The sequence below is a fragment of the Herminiimonas sp. CN genome (assembly GCF_000622895.1).
Taxonomy (GTDB): domain Bacteria; phylum Pseudomonadota; class Gammaproteobacteria; order Burkholderiales; family Burkholderiaceae_D; genus AVCC01.
This window is the reverse complement of the sequence record NZ_AVCC01000022.1, coordinates 26,081-43,433: the sequence shown is the minus strand read 5'-3', so window position 1 is coordinate 43,433 and position 17,353 is coordinate 26,081. Positions and strand designations below refer to the sequence as shown.

The following is a 17,353-nucleotide window of genomic DNA, read 5'->3' as shown; positions in this document are numbered from 1 at the left end:
CGTTCCTCTGCTCCTGTTTCGAACAGGCAGGCAGCGGCATTGGTCAATTGTTCCATGACGTTTCCTTATTATTTTTCGCTTGTCGTACGCACTGAGCCGTCGAAAAAATGCGGGGCACAAAAGGGCTTGCGCCCCGCAAACCCGGGAACCCGGGAGAGAAGACACCTTTGCGTATCGCATTCCTTTTTTACATCAACCGTGAATGCGAAGGTGGAATGCAGGCCGTACGTAAAGTACGGCAAGCGAAGCCGACAAAGTGCACGATTGATTTAGGAATGGAATCAGAAAGGAAACTTGCGCTGCCCCATCTGCACCGTGATCCACTTCAACTCGGTCATTTCATCCATCGAGTAATGACCGCCTTCGCGCCCGAAGCCGCTATCCTTGATGCCGCCAAACGGTACGTTCGGCTCGTCGTAGGCGGTGCAATTGTTAACGTGCACCATTCCGCTTTCGAGCCGCAGCGACAGATCAAACGCTTTCTGCAGATCGTTGGTTATCAGTGCGGCCGACAGGCCGAAACTGCTGTCATTGGCCAGTCGCAGCGCATCCTCGCTATCGGTGGCGAGGATCACCGACACCACCGGGCCGAAGCTCTCTTCACGGAACACGCGCATGTCGGTGGTGACGCCGGCCAGGATGGTGGGCTGGTAGAAGTTGCCTTCCGAAGTGCCTCCGCACAGCAATTTCGCTCCCTTGGCCAGCGCATCGCTGACATGCCCATCAATGAAGCTGCATTGCTTGCGGTCGATCAGAGGGCCGATCACCGTGCGCGGATCATGCGGATCGCCGACCTGGTAGCTGCGTGCCTTGGCCGTGAATTTTTCGCAAAAGGCGTCGAACACCCCGGCCTCGACAATCAGGCGGGAGTTCGCCATGCACACCTGTCCCTGGTGCAGGAACACGCCGAAGGCCGCAGCATTAACCGCATAGTCGAGGTCTGCATCGTTGAGGACGATCATCGGGCTCTTGCCGCCCATTTCCAGCGAGATCTTCTTCAGATGCTTGCCGGCTTCGGCCCCCAGTTGCTTGCCGACTTCGGTTGACCCGGTGAATGTCACCATGCGGATGCGCGGGTCGGCCACCAGCGTGTCGCCGAGGGTCGCGCCTTGACACGGAATGATATTGAGCACTCCTTTCGGCAATCCTGCAGCTTCGAAAAGCTCGCCGATTTTCAGGCCGATCACCGGCGTGTAGCTGGCCGGTTTCAACACGAAAGTGTTGCCGGCGGCAAGCGCCATCGCCACCTTTTTCATTGCAAGCAGGAACGGGAAATTGAATGGTGCAATGCCGGCGATTACCCCCAGCGGACGCCGCACGCTCATCGAGAACAGTCCCGGAGAATCGGACGGAATGGTCTCGCCGTAGATGCGGCGGCATTCGCCGGCGGCGCTGCGCAACAGATTCACCACGAACGAGGATTCGAACATCGCCTTGCCGTAGCCGGAACCGGCCTCGTCCATCAGCACTTCGGCCATTTCCTGCATGCGCGACTCCAGCACAGTGGCGGCCTTGAGCAGGATCGCCTCGCGCTGGTTGGCCAGCATGTTGCCCCACTCGTCCTTGGCCCGGTAAGCTGCGGCAATCGCCAGTTCGATATCGTCGCGCGAGGCCTGATGCACGCGGGCAAAGACTTCGCCGGTGGCGGGATTCATGTCGTTGGCTACGGTTCCGTTGCCGGATGCAACCCACTCGCCGTCAATGAACAGCTTGTATTCTTTTGCAACTTGCATGTTGTCTCTCTCTTTCTTGATCATGAATATCAGTTAGATGCGGATGCCCGACTTGCCCGGCGACAGAATGCCGTTCGGGTCAAGTGCGCGCTTGAGCTTCTGGAACACCTTGCGTTGCACCGGTCCGTAGGTTTCGGCCACCTTGTCCATGAATTCGGTATTGGTGCGATAGGTGCCGTAACCGGCCTTGGTAAACTCATCCAGCAGTTCGCTGAAGCAGGCGTTGGCGGCCTTGACCTCTTCCGGATTGGATTTATCAAACAGCACGTCAATGATGTGGTGCATGTCGCGCCAGCCGACAATGAATTCAGCAACATAATCAAGGCCATGCTTGGCCAGAATCCGCTTGGCCATCTCCATCTGTTTCAGGGTCTCGCCGCCCATCGCCTGCGACACCGGAGCGAACCACATCGAGCCACCGCCGCCACGCCAGTTGTACAGGCCGAATTCGGTCAGGTTGGGCTTGCCGCGCATCAGGTCGGCGCGGTACTGGAACACCGGATTGTTGCCCTCTTCCTCTGCGGTCACGATGCGGGCCTTCGGATGCTTCTTGAAGAAGTGGTTGATGATCTGCCAGTTCACTTCGATCTGTTCGGGCGAACCATACAAAGCGGCGTATACATTCCAGGCGCCGAGGTTGTTGTTCTTGGCGACTTCCTTCAATACATCGTCCGGGATCTGCCCTGTGCCCTGATACACGCTGCTGCGTTTGATCGTGACCGCCGCTTCCCAGATGGTGCTGGCAATCACGATCGCGTTCGGGATGACATTTGCAATACGCAGCGGACGGATGGTCTCGACGATATCGACAATGTCGGTTTCATCCGGAAAGCGGATGCAAAATGGCTTGTAGGCTGGCGGTTCCGGCATCAGCCAGATGCCAAGCTTGGTCACGATGCCGTAATTGGATTGGGTGAAAATGCCATCCAGCGAAGGGCCGTAACCCCATTTGAAGACTTGCCAGGTATTCGAGTTTTGCACCCCGCCCATGCCGGTACGCAGCACCTCGCCGGTGGCGAGGATCACTTCCATGCCGCAGGAAAACAGGAAATGTTCGCCGTACGGGGTATAACCGACGCCGCGATCTACCGTATTGCCTAGCGGCCCGGCAATCGCTGATGGCGCCGGACACGACATCCACAGCGGCAGCTTGTGTTCCTGAATGTAATCGTATAGTTGCTGGTAAGTCACGCCCGGTTCCACCAGTGCATAGCCGAGTTCGGCATTGACCTCGATAATCTTGTTCATGCGCTTCAGATCCAGCACCACTTGCCCGCGTTCGCCCGGCGCTGCGGAGCCGTAGCCCAGGTTCTTGCCAGTGGAGATGGTCCATACCGGCACCTTGTATTTATTGCATACAGTCAATATTTCCTGGATTTGCTCGACTGAATGGGCGACGATGGCCGCCGACGGTGCGTGACTATCGTCGGCCACGGCCATCATGGTCTTGCGATAGGGGGTGAGTTGCATGGCACTGATGAGCACATTGTCTGCGCCCAGGATGCGTTGAAAAGCGGCGATGGCCTTGTCGAAGGTGGCTTCGGTCACGCTTTTGGGCAATGCGATGTATTTGGACATGGAATTCCTCAGAAATCATTGAGTACGCAGGCACCGCAAGCGGCAGGCACCGGCAGACGACGCGGTTGATGATGTAACGGCATTACGCTTCCATCACGAATGAAACGTAGCTGTTGTGTCTCGCACCATCTTCATGCGACAGCAACTGATGGATGAAAGCCTGATTGACGCAAGGCGCACTGTTGCTGATGCCGCCTGCAGCCAGCCCGGCCAGCGCCTGCCCCAGCGTCTGCTCCCATCCCAGGCTGGCGCTGCTGTCGGGCGCTGCGACAGTGCGCCAGCAGCGCAAGGCTTCCGCCTGAGCGGGGTCGACGCCGAGCGCATCGCAGCCTTGCCAGATATCCAGTCCGGACAAATGCAGCCAGGTTTCGTCTTGCGGCGCGGCGCCCGCGACCCGAAATGAAGCAAATCCGAGCGACGACCAGTCAACGCCGCGTAGCGCACGGCCACTGCCGCCCAGCGGCACTTCGGTAATGGCAAAAGCGGCGTGGCCCGGCGCCAGCGCGGTAGCCAGCGACTGGGCCGTACCGTGGAAACCCGGCACCGAATGCAGCGCATGGGTGCCGCTGCTGCCATCTGCGCTAACCATGTGGCGGCCTTCGATCATCTGGACCACGCCGGCATCGCGCGCCAACTCGGAAAACAGCACATAGGCCGCATCCGACATTAGCCCCACCAGGCGCTTGCCACGCACGCTTGAAAACATGCGGAGCAGTGCCCCGGCGTCGGGCAGGCTATTTCCGAATGCAATACTGTCGGCGGCACCGGCTGCCTGCACCCCCAGTCCGAACCGGTCCGTGGTGCCGGCCGTGAGCAGCATGATTTCGCGCGGCGCAATCGGCGCCGCCGGCCCTGCCGACGCGGCAAACGCGAACCGGGGCAAGCCATAGGCTGCCAATGTGCTGCCCGCCATCATGCTTTTTAGGATGCTGCGACGAGAAATCTGCATGGCGGGCATCCTCACTTAATGTACTCGGCGATTTTGGTCAGCGTCGCGTCGTCGATCTCGCCCTGACGAAACGCCGGCATCGCCCGATTGCCCGCACGCACCACCAGCCGGACCAGATCGGGACTCTTGTTCAGCCCTTTGATGACCGGACCGATGCCCCGATCGTGGCAATAACTGCAAACCTTGCTGTAAGCCTCCTGACCGCTCAGCCACTGACCGTTGCCATCAGCCATGGCAATACTGGCAACAAGCATGGCCGGAATGCCGATGCAAAGCCGGAAAAACGTCTTTTGCCTCATGAATTTGTCTCCTGGTTGAATACCTTGCAAGGACTCTTGCCGATATCGTTTTCTCTGTGTTGCGCCAGAATTATGTGCATGAATCGTGCCAGAGGCTAACTGCTTGAATGCATTGATTTTTATTTTAATGCACTGCAACATATTGATTTATAACGGTTTATCAAATGATTAAAAAAACGAGACTTTGATTATTTGGTAAATGCATCGATGCCATAGTTTTTATCAATCGCGGATAGCGCACGTAGGCGGTGCTGTCGGGGGATCTGACGCGCTGCATTGATGCCCTCGATGCCGGCACCTTCGGTTCGGACCAACCGAAAACTGGCGGGCAGGTATCTGCGCAGTTCGAGAAGAAGCTGGTGAAGTAATTTTGTTTGCAAACAAAAAGGCAGTTCCCCGCGAGAGGAACTGCCTTCAGCCATCTAATCAAAACGGCGCAGCTTGATACGCATGTCATGGAAGCCCGCGCTCGGCGCCGACTTTCACTGATGCGTCAAAATTTCACGTCATGGTGTAACGCGCACTCAACCGCAGCTGCCGATCGCGCCGCAGGCGGTGCAGAAATCGCAGCCATCCTTCTTGATCACGGCACTGTTGCCGCATTCGCCGCACAAGCGGCCGGCCATCGTGGCGGCGGCCTTGGGCTGGTGGGTCGGCTCGTCGGTGACCACGCCCATCGCGTTGACCGGGGTGCCGGCTTCGGTCAGGATGCCCAGCATCGCGTAGCGGTGGATCACCAGTTGCGCGACGTAGGCCACGGTGGACGGATAGCTGGACTGTTTTTCGCTGCCGGGGATGCGGGCCAGAAAGTCGCCGCGCGGTTCCGCGTAGTTGAGCAGCTTGCGCAGCTTCATGCCGATCCAGGCCGGATCGATTACCCGCATGTCGAGGCTGAGCAGCTTGCACAGGCCGTCCAGCGCGCGCGGATAGGCGCCGGTCAGCCACATGCTGTACGGGCGGCGGGTACCGTCCGGCATTTGCAGCTCTTTGAGCATCAGCACGAAATCGTCTTCGGTGGACGGGTTCCTGACGTCGGCCACCCAGGCCAGCGTGCCGTCGGTACCGGTCTTCGGCTCGTGCGGTGCGAACAGCGCATTCAGTACCGGGCTGGGGTCGTTGGCCCGGGCGTCGAGCGCGCCCAGCTGATGGTAGCGCCATTCGACCAGCTTGGCCAGTGCGGCGGTAGCGCTCGGCACCTGTACCGGCGCGCCGTTCGGCGGCATCGCCATTTCGAAGCCGTCGCCGTAGGCGTGCGCCAGCACCGACAGTTTAGTGCGCAGCCAGCCGCGATCATTGGCGCGCATGTCGGCCGACAGGGTTTTGGCGATCGCATCCAGGCCGCGCGGCGGCTGGCCGCCCAGCACCCAGACTTCAAACGGCACATTGGCCTGGTCCGACACCACCACCGCGAAATCGCCTTGCGGCGTGCGGATGGTCTCGCTGACCCAGCCGGAAGCGCCGGCCGGCAAGCCGGGGCGCGACGGCCAGCGCAGCGACGCCAGCGGCGGCGACATCGCGACTTCGGTCAGCACCAGCCGCTTGTCCTGCTCCGACAGCGTGATCGGCTGCGGCGTGCTGGCTTGCTCTGCAGTGGTTGCAGTGACCGACAGCACCGCGCCCAGCACGCTGTTGGGACGGTAGGTGGTGATGCCTTTCAGACCCTTGCGCCAGGCTTCCATGTACAGGTTCTTGAAATCGTCGTATGGGTAGTCGGCCGGGACGTTGACCGTCTTCGAGATCGCCGCATCGACGTAGGGCGCGACTTCGGCCACCATCAGCATGTGGTCGGTGGCGGAAATTTCCAGCGCCGAAACGAACGCCGGCGGCAGCTGGTTGACGTCATGGCCGAGCGCGCGATAGACCCGGTACGCATGGTCTTCCACCGTGTAATCCTTCTTGGAACCGTCGGCCATGCGCTTCATGCGGTTGTAGAACCACGAGAATGCCGGCTCGATGCCGTTCGACGCATTGTCGGCGAACGCCAGCGAAATGGTGCCGGTCGGCGCGATCGAGGTCAGGTGCGAGTTGCGGATGCCGTGGCTGCGAATCGCGTCTTTCAGCGCGTCCGGCAGGCGCGCCGCGAAGCCGCCTTGCAGGTATTTTTCGGCATCGAGCAGCGGGAACGGGCCGCGTTCCTTGGCCAGATCGACCGAGCCGAAATAGGCAGCGTCGCGCATTTCGCGCGCGATGTCGCCGGACAGTGCACGGCCCTGCTCGGAGTCGTAGCGCAGCCCGAGCATGATCAGGGCATCGCCCAGGCCGGTAAAGCCGAGACCGAGGCGGCGTTTGGCGTCGGCTTCGCGGGCCTGCTCTTCCAGCGGCCACTTGGTGGCGATCAGCACGTTGTCGAGCATGCGCACCGCGATCTTGGTCACGCGCGCCATCAGCGCGAAATCGAACGCCGCCTCGGGCGTGAACGGCGCGGTCACGTACTCGGTCAGGTTCAGGCTGCCGAGGCAGCAGCAGCCGTAGTCGGGCAGCGGCTGCTCGCCGCACGGGTTGGTGGCTTCGATGGTTTCGCAATAGGCCAGGTTGTTTTCGGCATTGATGCGGTCCATGTACAGCACGCCCGGCTCGGCCGCCGCGTAGGTGCTCTGCATGATCAGGTCCCACACATCGCGCGCCTGCACGGTGCGGTATACCCACAGGCCGTCGGCGCGCAGGTAGGCGCCGTTGCGCTTGAGTTCGGCGTTCGGCTCGGTTGCGTGCGTCAGCTCGAACGGCAGGTCGTCAACCACTGCCTGCATGAAGGCGTCGGTGACGCCGACCGAGATGTTGAAGTTGTTGAGCTGGCCGCGTTCCTGCTTGACGGTGATGAAGTCGAGCACGTCCGGATGAGCCACGTTGACCACCGCCATTTGCGCGCCGCGGCGGGCGCCGGCCGATTCCACCGTTTCGCACGAGCGGTCGAACACTTTCATGTAGGAAATCGGGCCGGATGCGCTGCTGCCGGTGCCCTTGACCATCGCGCCTTTGGGCCGGATCGCGGAAAAATTATAGCCGACGCCGCCGCCGCGCCGCATGGTTTCGGCCGCCTGCGCCAGCGCGGTATAGATGCCGGGTTTGCCGCCGACGCGCTCGGTGATCGAGTCGCCGACCGGCTGCACGAAGCAGTTGATCAGCGTGCTCTGCAGATCGGTGCCGGCGGCGCTGTTGACGCGCCCGGCCGGGATGAAGCCGTGCTGCATTGCCCACAGGAATTCGTCCGCGTGCTTCTTGCGCTGCTTCGGGTCCTCGACCTGCGCCAGCGCCTTCGCTACCCGCGAGCGCACTTCGTCGATGCCGGTTTCGCCGCCCTTCGCGTATTTTTCGATCAGCACTTCGGTCGAAATATCCTGCGGTTCCGCCAGCGCGATGGCGGTGCTTTCGAGTTTTTGCATGCTTGGACTCCTTGGAGCCGGCGCCGCAGCGCCGGAGGTTAATCTAAATAGGGTAATGCGGTGTTAGTGCTGCGGTCTGAGGCAACGATCGCCAGCGGAAAAGGGACTCTGCTGCAGCCGGATTTCCAGCTTTGAGAAAATTTCGCGATGCGGGTTTTGCTGGGATGAATTATCCACCAACTTCAATATGCAGTCAAAATTTTATTTTTGCAACTACATGTAGTGGTAAATTCGAAATTTCCAGCACGCCAGCGCGAACCTTGGCCTGCCGGATATCCGAAGCCGCCAGCCGGCCTGGGCCGATGCAGTACAGCAGCCTGTGCTCTAATATTCACAGGATGTACCTGCAACCGATTTTTTCAAGGAATTAGTGTGACACATGTCTTCATTACCGGCGCATCGAGCGGCATCGGGGCTGCGCTGGCGCGCGAATATGCGGCGCAGGGCGCGGTGCTGGGGCTGGTGGCGCGGCGCGGGCCGGCGCTGGCGCAACTGATTGCCGGCCTGCCCCATCCTGAACTGCACCGCAGCTATGCGCTGGATGTGACCGACTATCCGGCCTTGCAGGCTGCGGCGCAGGATTTCATCGCCTGCGCCGGCGCAGACGGGGTCGAGGTGGTGATCGCCAGCGCCGGCATCTCGCAAGGCACGCTGACTGAATTTGCCGAGGATTTCGCGGTATTCGAGCGCATCATGGCGGTCAACCTCAATGCCACGGTAGCCACCTTCGCGCCGTTCATTGCCGGCATGCGGGCCCAGGCGCAGGCCGGCCGGCGCGGCTGCCGGCTGGTCGGAATCGGCAGCGTGGCCGGGATCCGCGGCTTGCCGGGCGCGGAAGCGTACAGCGCATCGAAGGCGGCCGTGCTCAGCTACTGCGAATCGCTGCGGCTGGAACTCAAGCCGAGCGGAATCCGGGTCGTGACCATCGCGCCCGGCTACGTCGACACCCCGATGACGCAAGCCAACCGCTACCGGATGCCGTTCCTGATGCCGGCCGCCGGCTTCGCGGCCGCTGCGCGGGCCAGCATTGCGGCCGGCGCCAGCTACCGGGTGATTCCATGGCAAATGGGGGCGGTCGCCAAGCTGCTGCGGCTGCTGCCGAACTGGCTGTACGACCGCATCTTTGCCGGGGCGCCGCACAAGGCGCGCGCCGCGAATCTGACCCCGGCGCCCCCGGCAACCGGAGCCCGGCATGCTGATTGACGCCGTCGGTAATGTCCATGCGGCGCTGGCCGCCGGTGCGCAGCCGCGCATCGTCAGCCTGGTGCCGTCGATCACCGAGCTGCTATGTGATCTGGGACTGGCGCAGCACGTCGTCGGGCGCACCGGATTCTGCATCCATCCGGCCGAACTGGTGCGCGCGATGCCGAAGGTCGGCGGCACCAAGGACGTCAATCTTGAAAAAATCCGGGCGCTGGCGCCGAGCCACCTGATCGTCAATATCGACGAAAACGAAAAACCCGTGGTCGAAGCGCTGGCCGCCTTCATTCCGCACCTGATCGTCACCCACCCGCAGACGCCGCGCGACAACCTGGCGCTGTACCGGCTCTTGGGCGGCATCTTCGGCGCCGAGTCGCAGGCCGATTGCCTGTGCCGCGCGTTCGAGCACGCCTATGCGGCGCTGGCGGCGCGGCCCCGAAAAACGCCGCGCACCGTGCTGTACTGCATCTGGCAAGACCCGTGGATGACGGTGTCGAAGGACACCTATATCGCCAACATGCTGGCCGAAATCGGCTGGCAAACTTGGCAATCGCCGAAGCCCGAACGCTATCCGGCGTTCGACTGGTCGCCGGCAGTGATCGGGGCGATCGACATGGTGTTGCTGTCAACCGAGCCGTACCGCTTCACCGCAGCGCACGTCGATGCGCTGGAGCGCCAGATCGGGGTGCCGGTGCAACTGGTGGATGGGGAAATGCTGTCCTGGTACGGCAGCCGGGCGATTGCCGGCCTGCGCTATCTGGATGCGCTGGCGGGACTGTAATGCATTTCACGCAAAAACATTGGGTATGCAATAAAACAGCCAATTCCAGCGCATTTTCATTGCGGCATCAATTTATACACGGCTATGTATAAATATCGCTTCAAACGCTCTTGGCAGCCCCGACCTGCGTACTGCCGCCGCTTGCGTCATTCCGCCAATTCCACCATCCCGGTCAGCGGCACGCCCTCCGGCGCTGCGTAGTCGGCCACGACCCAGGCGCGCGATGGGTGGCCGGCCACGTCCTGCAGCAATCCGAGCAGAAAGCCGATGGAGCGCCGGTCGAGCGCGACGAAGGGTTCGTCGATCACGGTCACGGCTGCGCCTGATGCAAAGGCGGCGGTCAGCCAGACTTTGCGTTTGGAGCCGGTGGAGAGCATGTAGAGCGGCTTGTCCAGATGCGGCGCGAGCGAAAACCCGTCCACCAGTTCAGCCAGTGCTTCGGTGCCAAAGCGCGGATGGAGGCGAGGCAGGGTCTGGAACCAGGCGGCGGCGCTGTGCGCATCGAGGGCTGCGCTGCGCGGATCGGTCCAGAACACCTGTTCCCGGTAACGCTCCGGTTGCTGGTCGAGGCGCACGCCGTTTACCTGCAGCACGCCGGATTGCGCGGGCAGGTCGCCCGCCAGCAGGCGCAGCAACGTGGTTTTGCCGCTGCTCTCTGCGCCGCGCACCAGCGTTACGCCGGGCCGGATGCGCGCCGACCAGCCATTCAACAACGGATGCCCGGGCCAGCCAAAGCACAGGGCCTCGGCCTGCAGCACCGCAGAGCTGTCGCTCATCGCGTGCCGCCAATGTCGTTCCGCCCGGCTTGCTGGAAGCGGTAAATGCCGTCGTCGCCGGTAATCCGTTCCAGCTTGCCATCGAACCACAGCAGGTGCAGGTGCGCCAGCGCCTCGCCCAGCGCGAAGCTAAACTGGTGCGAATCGAGCGGGCGCAGGAACATGAGCGGCACGATCTCGGTCGCCGATTTCGGCCGGGCGCAGGCCGCCAGCACTTCGGCCAGCCGTTCCGCATGGTGCGCGTCAAGCTGGGCGATGCGCGTGGCCAGGCCGCGAAACGGCTTGCCGTGGCTGGGCAGCACCAGCGTATCAAACGGCAGCGGCAAATACTTCTGCAACGAATCCAGGTATTGCCGCACCGGATTCGATTCCGGCTCGACCGCGAACACCGAGATATTGGTCGAAATGCGCGGCAGCACCATGTCGCCCGAGATCAGCAGCGCATCATCAAAGCAGGCCAGCGCCGCGTGTTCGGGCGAATGGCCGAAGCCGGCGATCACGCGCCAGTCGCGCTGTCCGATGCGCACGCTCTGGCCTTCCTGCAGCCGGTGGTAGGCGGCGGGCACCGACGGCACCAGCGTCGGGTAATAGCTCTTGCGCCCCTGCAGGGTTTCCAGCATCACCGAGTCAGTCAGGCCGTGCTGCTGGAAGTGCGGCAGCGCCGCGCTGCCATCCACGCCCGGCAGCGCGGCCGACATCATGCGCGCAAAGCCGTATTCGCCGGCCGTCATCCAGAGCGGCGCATCCCAGCGGCTGCACAGCCAGTCGGCCAGGCCGACGTGGTCCGGGTGGCAGTGGGTGGCGATCACCCGCAGCACCGGCAAGCCGCGCAGCTGGGTCGCGAAGATGGTCTCCCAGGCGGCGCGGGTGGCGTCGTTGGCGATGCCGCAGTCGACGACGGTCCAGCCATCCCTGCCCTGAAAATTATCCTCCAGCAGCCACAGGTTGATGTGGTTCAGCGCGAACGGCAAACCCATGCGCAGCCAGTGCAGGCCGGGCGCGACTTCCAGCAGCGCGCTGCTGGCCGGCAAACTATCGCCGAACGGGTAATCGAGTTGTGCTTCCAATGCATTCATGGCGGGAATTTTCCTTTTTAGATTCAGCAACACTGACGGCACTCTCGCCTATACAATGCATTTTACGTTAACGTAAACTGCGATTCTAAACACAAATTCCCATTGCCGCCCATGCCGACCTATACCATCACCGAACTGGCGCGCGAATTCGACGTTACGCCGCGCGCGATCCGCTTTTATGAGGACCAGGGCTTGATCAGCCCGGCGCGCGAAGGCGCCGGCGGACGCAGCCGGATCTACTCCCCGCGCGACCGCACCCGCCTGAAACTCACGCTGCGCGGCAAGCGCCTCGGCCTGACCCTGCAGGAAATCAGGGATCTAGTCGACATGTACGAGTCGCCGAAAGACACGGTTGCCCAGACCCAGCACTTTCTCGACGTGCTGACCCGGCACCGCACGATGCTGGAGCAGCAGCGCGAAGACATCGAAGCCGCGTTGGTGGAAATCACCGCCCACGAAGCCGAATGCCGGCGCGTTCTTGCCGGCGGAAAACCGGGCAAAATCAGATTGAAAAAGACCGCGGCAGCGGCAAGCGAAGCCGGCGCCGCACTCGAGTAGGATTCCAGCCAGAATATCAGGCACTAAGGTTGACGTTTACGTAAACGTCAATTGCAGGTATCATTTGCGTTCCAATTTCCCGTCACAGCAGGAGCACGCAATGCCGCAAACGCTTTCGCCCAAACCTATCCATGCCCTGCTGGAGGCCAGCATCGCCCGGCAAGGCACACTGACGGCGTGGGGTGCGCGCCTGGCCGGCGCTGCCGAAGGCAGCTGCGAAATGGTGCTGCCGATGAGCGCGGCGGTAACCCAGCAGCACGGCTTTTTTCACGGCGGCGTGATCGGCGCCCTGGCCGATGTGGCCGGCGGCTATGCGGCCAATACGCTGCTGATGCCAAACAACGAATGCCTGACCGCCGAATACAAGATCAATATCGTCGCGCCCGGCATCGGCCAGCTGCTGATCGCGCGCGGCCGTGTGCTGAAGGCCGGCAAGACGCTGGTGGTGACTGCCGCCGACGTTTTCGTGGTGAAAGATGGCGTGGAAAAACTGTGCGCGATCATGCAGCAAACCCTGTTTGTAATTCCTGTAACTTTTGAAAATACGTGAGGACGACATGCTCCACTTACCCGGCTTGAGCTTTGATCATGGCGAAGACATCGCCGCGCTGCGCGACACCATCGCCCAATTCGCCCAGGCGGAAATCGCGCCGCGTGCCGCTGAAATCGACAAGAGCGACCAGTTTCCGATGGACCTGTGGCAAAAAATGGGCGAGCTCGGCCTGCTCGGCATCACCGTCTCGGAAGAGGATGGCGGCATTGGCATGGGCTACCTGGCGCACATCATCGCGATGGAAGAAATCTCGCGCGCCTCGGCCTCGGTCGGCCTGTCGTACGGCGCGCATTCGAACCTGTGCGTGAACCAGATCAAGCGCAACGGCTCGGTAGAACAGAAGGCGAAGTACCTGCCGAAGCTGATCTCCGGCCAGCATATCGGGGCGCTGGCGATGTCGGAACCGGGCGCCGGCTCCGACGTGGTCAGCATGAAGTTGCGCGCCGACCTGAAGGGCGACCGCTACGTATTGAACGGCAACAAGATGTGGATCACCAACGGTCCCGACGCCGATACCCTGGTGGTGTACGCGAAGACCGATCTCGAAGCGGGCCCGCGCGGCATCACCGCCTTCCTGATCGAAAAAGGCTATAAGGGTTTCTCGATCGCGCAAAAGCTCGACAAGCTCGGCATGCGCGGCTCGCACACCGGCGAACTGGTGTTCCAGGATTGCGAAGTGCCGGTCGAAAACATCCTCGGCGGCCTCGGGCGCGGCGTCAACGTGCTGATGTCGGGCCTCGATTTCGAGCGCACCGTGCTGTCCGGCGGCCCGCTGGGTATCATGCAGGCCTGCATGGACGTGGTGGTGCCGTATGTCCACGAGCGCAAGCAGTTCGGCCAGGCGATCGGCGAATTCCAGCTGATGCAGGGCAAGCTGGCCGACATGTACTCGACCATGATGGCCTGCAAGGCGTATGTGTATGCGGTCGGCCAGGCCTGCGACCGGGCGAAGAATCCGGAAGCGGTGCGCGCGCTGCGCAAGGATGCGGCCGGCGCGATCCTGTATTCGGCCGAAAAAGCCACCTGGATGGCCGGCGAGGCGATCCAGACCCTGGGCGGCAACGGCTACATCAACGAATATCCGGTCGGCCGCCTGTGGCGCGACGCCAAGCTGTACGAAATCGGCGCCGGCACCAGCGAAATCCGCCGCATGCTGATCGGCCGCGAACTGTTTGCCGAAACAGCCTGAGAATAAGGGCAGGGTTTGGTCCACGAGAAGCGCAAAAGAGCCGAGAAATCATGCATTGGGCGAAGAGCTCTTTCGCGCTTGTCGTGTCTTTCGCCGCAAGCATTCATGGTGTCGTATAGTGCTAAATTGATAGCAATACAAGCACATAATCATTACACATGAATTATTGCCCATGACCGCATCCACCTTTCCCAAACTTTTATCGTCGCAGGTTGGCTACGACATGGCGCGCACCATGCTGGACGGCTTCGACAAGCATTACCGGCTATTCCAGGAGGCCAGCCAGGCTGCGCGCCAGCGCTTCGCGGCGCAGGACTGGCACGGCATGCGCCAGCTGCAGCGCGACCGCATCGCGTTCTACGATGCCCGCGTCAAGGAAGCGGTGGTGATTCTGGAAGACGAGTACGACGCCGCCACGCTGGACGACGAAATCTGGCAGCAAGTCAAGCTGCATTACATCGGCTTGCTGACTTCCTATCTCAAGCCGGAACTGGCCGAGACTTTCTACAATTCGGTGTTTACCCGGATGATGCACCGCTCGTATTACAACAACGATTTCATTTTCCTCCATCCGGCGGTGGCCACCGAATACATCGAGAACGAAGAGCCGGCCAGCCGCCCGACCTACCGCGCCTATTACCCGAACCAGGACGGCTTTGCCAAAACTTTTGAGCGCATCGTCAACAATTGTGCGCTGACCACGCCGTTCGAGGACCTGGCGCGCGATGCCGGCTGGGTGGTGCGCGCCTTCGAAGATGAATTCGGGCCGACCACGGCGGCGCAGAATTTCCAGATCCATGTGCTGAATTCACTGTTTTACCGCAACAAGACCGCCTATGTGATCGGCCGCATCATTAATGACGACAATGTGATTCCGATGGCGCTGGCGATCCGTCACAGTGAAAACGGCACGCTGCGCATCGATACCGCGCTGTTTCGCGAGCAGGAGCTGGCGGTGGTGTTCAGCTACACCCACGCCTATTTTCTGGTCGAGATGGAAATCCCTTCGGCCTTCGTGCATTTTCTGCGCACCCTGATGCCGCGCAAGCCCAAGGCCGAGATCTACACCTCGCTGGGCTTGCAGAAACACGGCAAGAACCTGTTTTATCGCGACTACCTGCACCACCTGAAACATTCCAGCGACGATTTCATCATTGCGCCCGGCATCAAGGGCATGGTCATGCTGGTGTTTACCCAGGCCTCGTTCCCGTATGTGTTCAAGGTGATCAAGGATTATTTCCCGCCGCCGAAAGACACCACCCGCGAACTGATCGAATCCAAGTACAAGCTGGTCAAGGAGCATGACCGCGGCGGCCGCATGGCCGATACGCTGGAATTCTCGAATGTCGCGTTCCCGCTCGCGCGCATGGATCCCGCGCTGATCCGCGAACTGCAAACGTATGCGCCGTCGCAGATCGAAATCATCGACCAGGAAGTCTTCATCAAGCACTGCTATATCGAACGGCGCATGACGCCGCTCAATATCTGGCTGCAGCAAGGCACCGATGCGCAGGTCGAGCATGGCATCATCGAGTATGGCAAGGCAGTCAAGGAATTGATTTCGGCCAACATCTTCCCCGGCGACATGCTGTTCAAGAATTTCGGCGTGACGCGCCACGGCCGCGTGGTGTTTTACGATTACGACGAGATCGAATACCTGACCGATTGCGTGATCCGCCAGGTGCCGCAGCCGCGCAACGAAGAGGAGGAGATGAGCGGCGAAATCTGGTACACGGTCGGCCCGCACGACATTTTTCCGGAAACCTACCGCACTTTCCTGCTGGGCGACGCGCGGGTGCGCAAGTACTTCCTGCAGCACCACCCGGATTTTTTCGAGCCGGCCATGTGGCAGAGCTACAAGGACCAGTTGCTGGCCGGCCAGTACAGCGACGTTTTTCCGTATGCGGCCCAAGCCCGGTTCATCAACCGCTATTCATGATATTTTGAAATGCATGGAGTATGCCTGAAAAATATCGATTTAAGCACGATTCAATTGCGGTGTTGAAAAACACACGGTCTAGTATAAAGCAGTCTTAACGTACTTTTAGAAAGAGGTCTGAAATGCATGATCCAATCGTAATCGTCGGTGCAGCACGTACGCCGATGGGCGCCTTCCAGGGCGACTTTTCCTCCGTCAGCGCCAATGAACTCGGCGCGGTCGCCATCAAGGCCGCAGTCGAGCGTTCCGGCGTCAATCCGGAACTGGTCGAAAACGTGTATTTCGGCAACTGCCTGATGGCCGGCCAAGGCCAGGCGCCGGCGCGCCAGGCCGCGATCAAGGCCGGCCTGCCGCTGTCGGCCGGCGCGGTGACGCTGTCCAAGATGTGCGGCTCGGCGATGCAGGCCGCGATCTTCGCGTTCGACGCGATCACCGCCGGCAGCAACGAGGTGGTGGTTGCCGGCGGCATGGAATCGATGACCAACGCGCCGTACCTGATCCCGAAGGCGCGCGGCGGCTACCGCATCGGCCACGGCATGATCTTTGATCACATGATGCTCGACGGCCTGGAAGACGCGTACTCTAGGGACGAAAAGGGCGGAGGCCGCTCGATGGGCACTTTCGGCGAGGAATGCGCGGCGCAATACCAGTTCAGCCGCGAGCAGCAGGATGCGTTTGCGATGGAATCGGTGCGGCGCGCGCAGGCCGCCACCGCCGACGGCTCGTTCCAGTGGGAAATCGCGCCGGTCACGGTGGCCGGGCGCGGCGGCGATGTGGTGGTCGAAAAGGATGAAGGTCCGCTGAAAGCCAAGCTCGACAAAATTCCGTCGCTGAAACCCGCGTTCAAGAAGGACGGCACCATCACCGCCGCCTCGTCGTCGTCGATCAACGACGGCGCAGCCGCCTTGGTGATGATGCGCGAATCGACCGCAAAAAAACTCGGCTGCACGGTGATCGCGCGGGTGCTGGCGCATGCGACCCATGCCCAGGCGCCGAATCAATTCGCCACCGCACCGGTGGGCGCGATCGCAAAACTGTACAAGAAGGTCGGCTGGAGCACCGCCGACGTCGATTTGTTCGAGATCAACGAAGCGTTCGCGGTGGTGCCGATGGCGGCGATGCAGGAACACGGCATTCCGCGCGACAAGGTCAACGTGCACGGCGGCGCCTGCGCGCTCGGCCACCCGATCGGTGCCTCCGGCGCGCGCATCATCGTCACGCTGATGGGCGCGCTGAAAAAGACCGGCGGCAAGCGTGGCGTCGCCAGCCTGTGCATCGGCGGCGGCGAAGCGACTGCGGTGGCGATCGAAATGGCGTAAATTAGGGCAAAGGCAACCCGAAC

Annotated in this window: 15 protein-coding genes; 7 read left to right on the top strand and 8 right to left on the bottom strand. The window is 61.5% G+C overall.

The genetic code is table 11. The annotated features are described in order from the left end of the window. Positions 1-281: 281 nt before the first annotated feature. The 6 genes from HMCN_RS0107075 to HMCN_RS0107050 all read right to left on the bottom strand — a co-directional run bounded on the left by HMCN_RS0107075 (position 282) and on the right by HMCN_RS0107050 (position 7,939). Complete coding sequence (locus tag HMCN_RS0107075; RefSeq protein WP_035626189.1) at positions 282-1,733, bottom strand: aldehyde dehydrogenase family protein; 1,452 nt, start codon at positions 1,731-1,733, stop codon at positions 282-284. 33 nt (positions 1,734-1,766) lie between these two features. Beyond that, a complete protein-coding gene (locus tag HMCN_RS0107070; RefSeq protein ID WP_025916725.1) occupies positions 1,767-3,311 on the bottom strand; it encodes an FAD-binding oxidoreductase in 1,545 nt (514 codons plus the stop codon). An 82-nt stretch (positions 3,312-3,393) separates the two neighbouring features. Then, positions 3,394-4,260, bottom strand: coding sequence for a hypothetical protein (locus tag HMCN_RS0107065; protein WP_155837451.1), 867 nt, complete (start codon positions 4,258-4,260; stop codon positions 3,394-3,396). Positions 4,261-4,271: 11 nt separating this feature from the next. Continuing rightward, positions 4,272-4,559 (bottom strand): cytochrome c, encoded by a 288-nt coding sequence (locus HMCN_RS0107060; protein ID WP_025916723.1) that lies wholly within the window; start codon positions 4,557-4,559, stop codon positions 4,272-4,274. A 188-nt stretch (positions 4,560-4,747) separates the two neighbouring features. Beyond that, complete coding sequence (locus HMCN_RS19180; protein ID WP_155837449.1) at positions 4,748-4,981, bottom strand: hypothetical protein; 234 nt, start codon at positions 4,979-4,981, stop codon at positions 4,748-4,750. Positions 4,982-5,083: 102 nt separating this feature from the next. Continuing rightward, positions 5,084-7,939 carry an adenosylcobalamin-dependent ribonucleoside-diphosphate reductase gene (locus HMCN_RS0107050; protein WP_025916722.1) on the bottom strand — a complete coding sequence of 952 codons (2,856 nt, stop codon included), beginning with the start codon at positions 7,937-7,939 and terminating at the stop codon, positions 5,084-5,086. Between the two features lie 372 nt (positions 7,940-8,311). On the opposite strand from HMCN_RS0107050, the gene HMCN_RS0107045 reads away from it, so the two are divergent. Both HMCN_RS0107045 and HMCN_RS0107040 read left to right on the top strand, forming a co-directional pair. After that, on the top strand, positions 8,312-9,142 hold the full coding sequence (locus HMCN_RS0107045; protein ID WP_025916721.1) for an SDR family oxidoreductase: 831 nt from the start codon (positions 8,312-8,314) through the stop codon (positions 9,140-9,142). Beyond that, a complete protein-coding gene (locus HMCN_RS0107040; protein ID WP_025916720.1) occupies positions 9,132-9,920 on the top strand; it encodes a helical backbone metal receptor in 789 nt (262 codons plus the stop codon). The genes HMCN_RS0107045 and HMCN_RS0107040 overlap by 11 nt, the downstream gene beginning before the upstream one ends. Positions 9,921-10,066: 146 nt before the next feature. On the opposite strand, the gene HMCN_RS0107035 is transcribed toward HMCN_RS0107040, so the two are convergent. Beyond that, a complete protein-coding gene (locus HMCN_RS0107035) occupies positions 10,067-10,696 on the bottom strand; it encodes an ATP-binding cassette domain-containing protein (RefSeq protein WP_025916719.1) in 630 nt (209 codons plus the stop codon). Then, positions 10,693-11,772 carry an MBL fold metallo-hydrolase gene (locus HMCN_RS0107030; protein ID WP_025916718.1) on the bottom strand — a complete coding sequence of 360 codons (1,080 nt, stop codon included), beginning with the start codon at positions 11,770-11,772 and terminating at the stop codon, positions 10,693-10,695. The genes HMCN_RS0107035 and HMCN_RS0107030 overlap by 4 nt, the downstream gene beginning before the upstream one ends. Positions 11,773-11,883: 111 nt before the next feature. Here HMCN_RS0107030 and HMCN_RS0107025 point away from each other — a divergent pair, with 111 nt between their 5' ends. The 5 genes from HMCN_RS0107025 to HMCN_RS0107005 all read left to right on the top strand — a co-directional run bounded on the left by HMCN_RS0107025 (position 11,884) and on the right by HMCN_RS0107005 (position 17,330). Next, complete coding sequence (locus tag HMCN_RS0107025) at positions 11,884-12,330, top strand: MerR family DNA-binding transcriptional regulator (protein ID WP_025916717.1); 447 nt, start codon at positions 11,884-11,886, stop codon at positions 12,328-12,330. 100 nt (positions 12,331-12,430) lie between these two features. Next, entirely contained in the window at positions 12,431-12,880 is a 450-nt protein-coding gene (locus HMCN_RS0107020) for a PaaI family thioesterase (RefSeq protein ID WP_025916716.1), read from the top strand. Between the two features lie 7 nt (positions 12,881-12,887). Beyond that, positions 12,888-14,072: an isovaleryl-CoA dehydrogenase gene (locus HMCN_RS0107015; RefSeq protein WP_025916715.1), complete on the top strand. Its 1,185-nt coding sequence runs from the start codon at positions 12,888-12,890 to the stop codon at positions 14,070-14,072. A gap of 172 nt (positions 14,073-14,244) precedes the next feature. After that, positions 14,245-16,011 (top strand): bifunctional isocitrate dehydrogenase kinase/phosphatase, encoded by a 1,767-nt coding sequence (aceK, locus tag HMCN_RS0107010; RefSeq protein WP_025916714.1) that lies wholly within the window; start codon positions 14,245-14,247, stop codon positions 16,009-16,011. A 122-nt stretch (positions 16,012-16,133) separates the two neighbouring features. Continuing rightward, positions 16,134-17,330: an acetyl-CoA C-acetyltransferase gene (locus tag HMCN_RS0107005; RefSeq protein WP_025916713.1), complete on the top strand. Its 1,197-nt coding sequence runs from the start codon at positions 16,134-16,136 to the stop codon at positions 17,328-17,330. The last annotated feature ends 23 nt before the right edge of the window (positions 17,331-17,353 follow it).

Coding starts and splice junctions, on each gene's coding strand:
- HMCN_RS0107065 (WP_155837451.1), bottom strand. CDS start 4,260: ATGCAGATTTCTCGTCGCAGCATCCTAAAAAGCATGATGGCGGGCAGC.
- HMCN_RS0107075 (WP_035626189.1), bottom strand. CDS start 1,733: ATGCAAGTTGCAAAAGAATACAAGCTGTTCATTGACGGCGAGTGGGTT.
- HMCN_RS0107030 (WP_025916718.1), bottom strand. CDS start 11,772: ATGAATGCATTGGAAGCACAACTCGATTACCCGTTCGGCGATAGTTTG.
- HMCN_RS0107015 (WP_025916715.1), top strand. CDS start 12,888: ATGCTCCACTTACCCGGCTTGAGCTTTGATCATGGCGAAGACATCGCC.
- aceK (WP_025916714.1), top strand. CDS start 14,245: ATGACCGCATCCACCTTTCCCAAACTTTTATCGTCGCAGGTTGGCTAC.
- HMCN_RS0107025 (WP_025916717.1), top strand. CDS start 11,884: ATGCCGACCTATACCATCACCGAACTGGCGCGCGAATTCGACGTTACG.
- HMCN_RS0107040 (WP_025916720.1), top strand. CDS start 9,132: ATGCTGATTGACGCCGTCGGTAATGTCCATGCGGCGCTGGCCGCCGGT.
- HMCN_RS19180 (WP_155837449.1), bottom strand. CDS start 4,981: ATGGCTGAAGGCAGTTCCTCTCGCGGGGAACTGCCTTTTTGTTTGCAA.
- HMCN_RS0107005 (WP_025916713.1), top strand. CDS start 16,134: ATGCATGATCCAATCGTAATCGTCGGTGCAGCACGTACGCCGATGGGC.
- HMCN_RS0107070 (WP_025916725.1), bottom strand. CDS start 3,311: ATGTCCAAATACATCGCATTGCCCAAAAGCGTGACCGAAGCCACCTTC.
- HMCN_RS0107050 (WP_025916722.1), bottom strand. CDS start 7,939: ATGCAAAAACTCGAAAGCACCGCCATCGCGCTGGCGGAACCGCAGGAT.
- HMCN_RS0107020 (WP_025916716.1), top strand. CDS start 12,431: ATGCCGCAAACGCTTTCGCCCAAACCTATCCATGCCCTGCTGGAGGCC.
- HMCN_RS0107035 (WP_025916719.1), bottom strand. CDS start 10,696: ATGAGCGACAGCTCTGCGGTGCTGCAGGCCGAGGCCCTGTGCTTTGGC.
- HMCN_RS0107060 (WP_025916723.1), bottom strand. CDS start 4,559: ATGAGGCAAAAGACGTTTTTCCGGCTTTGCATCGGCATTCCGGCCATG.